This window comes from Thermoplasmatales archaeon (assembly GCA_014361245.1).
Lineage (GTDB): Archaea > Thermoplasmatota > E2 > UBA202 > JdFR-43 > JACIWB01.
Map to the genome: position 1 here is coordinate 1 of JACIWB010000067.1, position 4,447 is coordinate 4,447.

Annotated in this window: 5 protein-coding genes and 1 tRNA gene; 3 read left to right on the forward strand and 3 right to left on the reverse strand. The window is 34.0% G+C overall.

Annotation, left to right across the window (positions count from 1 at the left end):
- Together H5T45_07280 and H5T45_07285 are read left to right on the forward strand one after the other, a co-directional pair.
- Positions 1-149 (forward strand): hypothetical protein (locus tag H5T45_07280; GenBank protein MBC7129503.1); only part of this gene is annotated, 149 nt, incomplete at its 5' end.
- Between the two features lie 661 nt (positions 150-810).
- The gene (locus H5T45_07285; protein MBC7129504.1) at positions 811-1,659 is read left to right on the forward strand and encodes a transaldolase; all 849 of its coding nucleotides are present in this window, start codon (positions 811-813) and stop codon (positions 1,657-1,659) included.
- Here the strand turns inward: H5T45_07285 and H5T45_07290 are convergent.
- The 3 genes from H5T45_07290 to H5T45_07300 all read right to left on the reverse strand — a co-directional run bounded on the left by H5T45_07290 (position 1,652) and on the right by H5T45_07300 (position 4,084).
- Entirely contained in the window at positions 1,652-2,677 is a 1,026-nt protein-coding gene (locus tag H5T45_07290) for a saccharopine dehydrogenase NADP-binding domain-containing protein (protein MBC7129505.1), read from the reverse strand. The genes H5T45_07285 and H5T45_07290 overlap by 8 nt on opposite strands.
- 168 nt (positions 2,678-2,845) lie before the next feature.
- Positions 2,846-2,918: transfer RNA gene (locus H5T45_07295), tRNA-Arg, on the reverse strand.
- On the reverse strand, positions 2,909-4,084 hold the full coding sequence (locus H5T45_07300; GenBank protein ID MBC7129506.1) for a hypothetical protein: 1,176 nt from the start codon (positions 4,082-4,084) through the stop codon (positions 2,909-2,911). Before H5T45_07300 ends, H5T45_07295 begins: the two co-directional genes overlap by 10 nt.
- Positions 4,085-4,217: 133 nt before the next feature.
- Here H5T45_07300 and H5T45_07305 point away from each other — a divergent pair.
- Positions 4,218-4,447: IS1 family transposase (locus H5T45_07305; protein ID MBC7129507.1), on the forward strand; the 230-nt coding region annotated here is incomplete at its 3' end.

The window sequence follows — 4,447 nt, forward strand, 5'->3', positions numbered from 1 at the left end:
CCTTCAAATCTTTTGATTCAGCGAATGCTTTTCTTAGTCTTAGGAGAATAATTTATAATTTTGTAAGAGGAGATGAAAATAGAGCTATGAAAGCTGATATAAATTTAGAGCTTGGACAAAATAGATTATATACTCTTATAAAATTTTGATATAAGAGATATCATTCATTTCGAGGAGAATCTTAAATTTTTTGGGATGCTGTTAACTTTAGCATTGCATTAACTCTTGCAAATGCTACTATAAATCTTTCATATTCATTATCCATTTTTACCACTCTACAATAAAAAACTGTAGTTATTGGATAAACTCTGATGGCTCTATCCAATTATAATAGAAAACATAAATGGAAAACCAGAGCTTCACATGTTTTATTTTCCATCTCTTGCTTGGAAAATAGTTATCAAAATGTTCTATCTTTTCAGTATCAAATACCATGACCTTTCGTCTGTTTCGCATCGCACACACTGGGGCTTTTATCTGAGATGCTATTTTCAAATACATCTCTTAGCGACAATCTGCACAGATATAGAAATAAGCTGTAAAGTATTATTTCCGCTGGTTTTTTCTCTCATAATGATACATTTTTCTTTCAATAATTGCATCCCATCCTATAGATGCATTTGGTGATAAAATGCAAAAAAGGGATGGGATGCATATTTTTATCGAAAATTTTGGTTAAGTTAACAGCACCCTCAGGAGCATAGAATAAATCATTTTTATTTCTTACTTAAAATGCGGAAATTGGCTGTAATGTTAGTTAATCAAGCCAATCCGAGAAAAAAATATTTATTCAATCTTTATTTCAAAATCATGAAAATATTTATTGATACCGCTGATATAGATGAGATAATAGAAGCAAAAAAATGGGGGGTTGTTGATGGAGTAACTACAAATCCAACACTGATTAAAATAGCTTTTGAAAAATTCAGAAACAGGATGAGTATGGAGGATTATATAAAGGAAATTTGCAAAATTGTTGATGGACCAGTAAGCTTGGAGGTAAAAGGATTTAAAGAAGAGGAAATGATAAAAGAGGCAAGAATTCTTAATGAAAAATTCAATGAAAAAAATAATGTCGTAATAAAAATTCCGATTTGTACATCTCCCGAAGAGCCATTTGAAGGAGTAAAAGCAATAAAAAAGCTTGAAGAGGAAGGAATAAAAACAAACGCAACACTTGTGATGAGCCCGACGCAGGCATTGCTTGTTGCGAAGGCGGGCGGAAGTTATGTCAGCCCATTTGTTGGAAGAATTGATGATTATATAAGAGATAAGCTGGGCATAAAATATGGGAAATGGGATTATTATGATTACAATATGGTTAGGAAAATTGAAGAAAGAATGCTTGAAGCTGGGGATATTTTGGAGGCGTATAAAAAGAATTCTGGAATAAATTACTCGGATAATGGACTATACAGTGGTGTAGATATGGTAAAAAGCATAGTGAATATATACAGGGCATACAAATTTAAAACAAGGATAATTGCAGCAAGCATAAGGAATGCACGGCAGGTGAGGGAGATAGCTGAGTTAGGAGTTGATATAGCAACAATTCCATTCAGCGTTTTGAAAGAAATGATTGTACATCAAAAAACCGAGGAAGGAGTAAAAAAATTTTTTGAAGATACTGTGGAGGAATACAGAAAAATATTCATGTAATTTTCCAGATTATTTTCCTTCTCTTCAACTCTTTTAAAAATTTATTTCCATCTATTGCAAGTTCGGGGGGCTTAGCCCCTTTTTCCGCTTCTTCATCAACCACCATTTTTGCTATTATTGATGTTGGAAAACCAGTTGTTCTTGCCATTGCAGAAAAGTTTTCTTTATCATCGTAATAATCGATCAATTCGGCGGTCCTTTTTTCGCTATATATTCTTGCGAGGACAACATCCTTTTCATTCTTTGAAAGATTTTTATCAAGAATTTTTTCTGTAAATTTTCTCGCATTTTTTTCAAAAAATCCAAGCTCCTTTAAAATTTTAATTTTTTCTGCATGCTTTGCATATCTTACTGTTTTATAATCAAGATTTCTAATTCCTTTCATGGTTTCTAAAAGCGTGGATGTCCCTCCATGTGTGTAGAACGCTTCTAAATTTTTAAACCCTTTAAAATAAATTTTTTCTATTCCAGATAGAGATTTAACCCTGCATATTTTTCTATTTCTGATTATTATTGAGTCCTCTATATATTCATTCAACAGCCCATGAACAGAGAAAGATAAAGAATATTTTAGAACTCCTTTCGGTTTCTGCGGCAAGCCGCCAACCCTTATATGCATTTCCTTCGCATTTTCCCATATATGATAAGCAATTATATTTGTCATTCCAGGAGCCAAGCCACAGTCGGGTATTATGCTTATCCCCGCTTTTTTGGCCTTTTCATCCAGCATTAATTCTTTTCTAACAATATCACTATTTCCGCCTAAATCAATAAAATTTGTTTTTGTTTTTATTGCAATTTTTGCAAGTTTATAATTGAAATCATAAGGAAGAGCGCTTATTGCAATATCTTCTTTTTTCATCTCTCTTTCAACATCTTTTTCATTTCTTGCATCCAGTTTAAAAAAATTTTTAATGCTTACATCTTTTACATCACATATTCTTACATCCAATCCCTGTTTCATTAAATCATGTGCAATTGCCCTTCCCATTTTCCCCGCACCCAAAACAAGAGCCATAATGGATAATAAAAATAATTTTTTAATTTTATCTTTTTAAAAAAGCAAAAATTCTTGTTAATTATAATGGATAATAAAAATAATTTTTTAATTTTATCTTTTTAAAAAAGCAAAAATTCTTGTTAATGCAATAATTATTAAAAAGAGAGAAAGGAAAACACGCTTCTACGGGCCTGAAGGGATTTGAACCCTTGATCTGCAGCTCCGAAGGCTGCCGCCTTTTCCGCTAGGCTACAGGCCCGAATATTTAAATATCCAGGCTTTATAATCCTCGCCCATGCTAACGCCAACAGCACCCGCATTTATTTCATTTTTTCCATCGTTATCAAAGTCCCCGACACATGTCACCGCAAGCAAGCCGTATGTATCATTTATTAGATATTCCTCCTCATATTCGTTTCCATTCCACTGCAAAATATGAATTTTATCCGTTCCAACACAAACTTCTGGCAAGGCATCATTATCAACATTTCCAACATCTATTGCTTCGATTGTATCTTCCTCACCCTGCCAAAAAGCATCGAATAATTTTTCATACGATGAATTATTCCATCTATAAATGCAGAGGCGCGGGGCATAAAATGTTACATGTATTTCATTTATTCCATCTCCATTGCTATCCTTTCCAACACATCCAAAAACCTGATACTGAAATCTTTCTATTGTATTTGAGATAAATTTTTCTCCATCCCATTTAAGCACAACTAAGTCGCGACCATGTCCAACTATAACCTCGTTTTTTCCGTCATTATCAACATCTGCAATCCATGGGAAATATATTGCTTCATTTCCCCAGCTCGCTTCTTCCACAAACTTGCTTCCATCCCATCTTATAGCAACAAGTGATGGAGCATTATTGAAGCCACCTGTAACAATAACTTCATTAATTCCATCGTTATCATAATCCCCAACTATGCAGTCAAGAGTTGTTCCCCATCTCTGCCCGTCATAAACAACATACATCCCTTCCTTTTTATATCTCAAACCATTCCATTCAAAAAATGAGAAGTGGCGACCCCAGGCAACCCCTATTTCATTTTTTCCATCATTATCTATATCCCCTACGCAAAATCCAGTTGCTGAACCAAAAGGCTGTGGAATGCCAAAAAGGCTATAACCAATCCCAAAAACAGGGTCAACAATTCTTGCCTGCTCATAATATGTCTGCTTTCTCTCATCCCATTTCATAACCCTCAAAAAAGGATCTCTTCCCCCTATAAGCAATTCATTTTTTCCATCATTATCAGCATCGCCAACAGGCTGCGGCCCCTCATAGCGGGCGGACCACCACCACAGGTTGCCATAACTCTTTTCCCATTGGATAATAAATTTTCCTCCTTCAGAAGTGCTACCACAGATGTTGCCAAAAATCAATACTGCAACTAAAATCGGAATTATCACTTTCATGCGTAGAATATATCAAACAGTTTAAAAATTTTATGTTCATTGTCATTATCTCCGAAAGTGAAAATTTAGAATTCCCCGAAAATTTCGTGATATTTATAAACATGTTTTCATTTTCCATTTAAGGGGATGGAAAATGAAATGCCCATATTGTGGATGTGAAGATGTTGTAAAGGCGGGTAAAAGATACAATAAGCATGTTGTAAAGCAGATTTATAAATGCAATGGATGCAAAAGAAGATTTGTTGAAAGAGATGGATTTGAAAAAATGATGTACCCAAAAGAAATAATTTTGAAAGTTCTCCATTTATATGCAGAAGGATTATCTCTGTCCAAAATAAGGGATTATATATGGCAACATGAAGG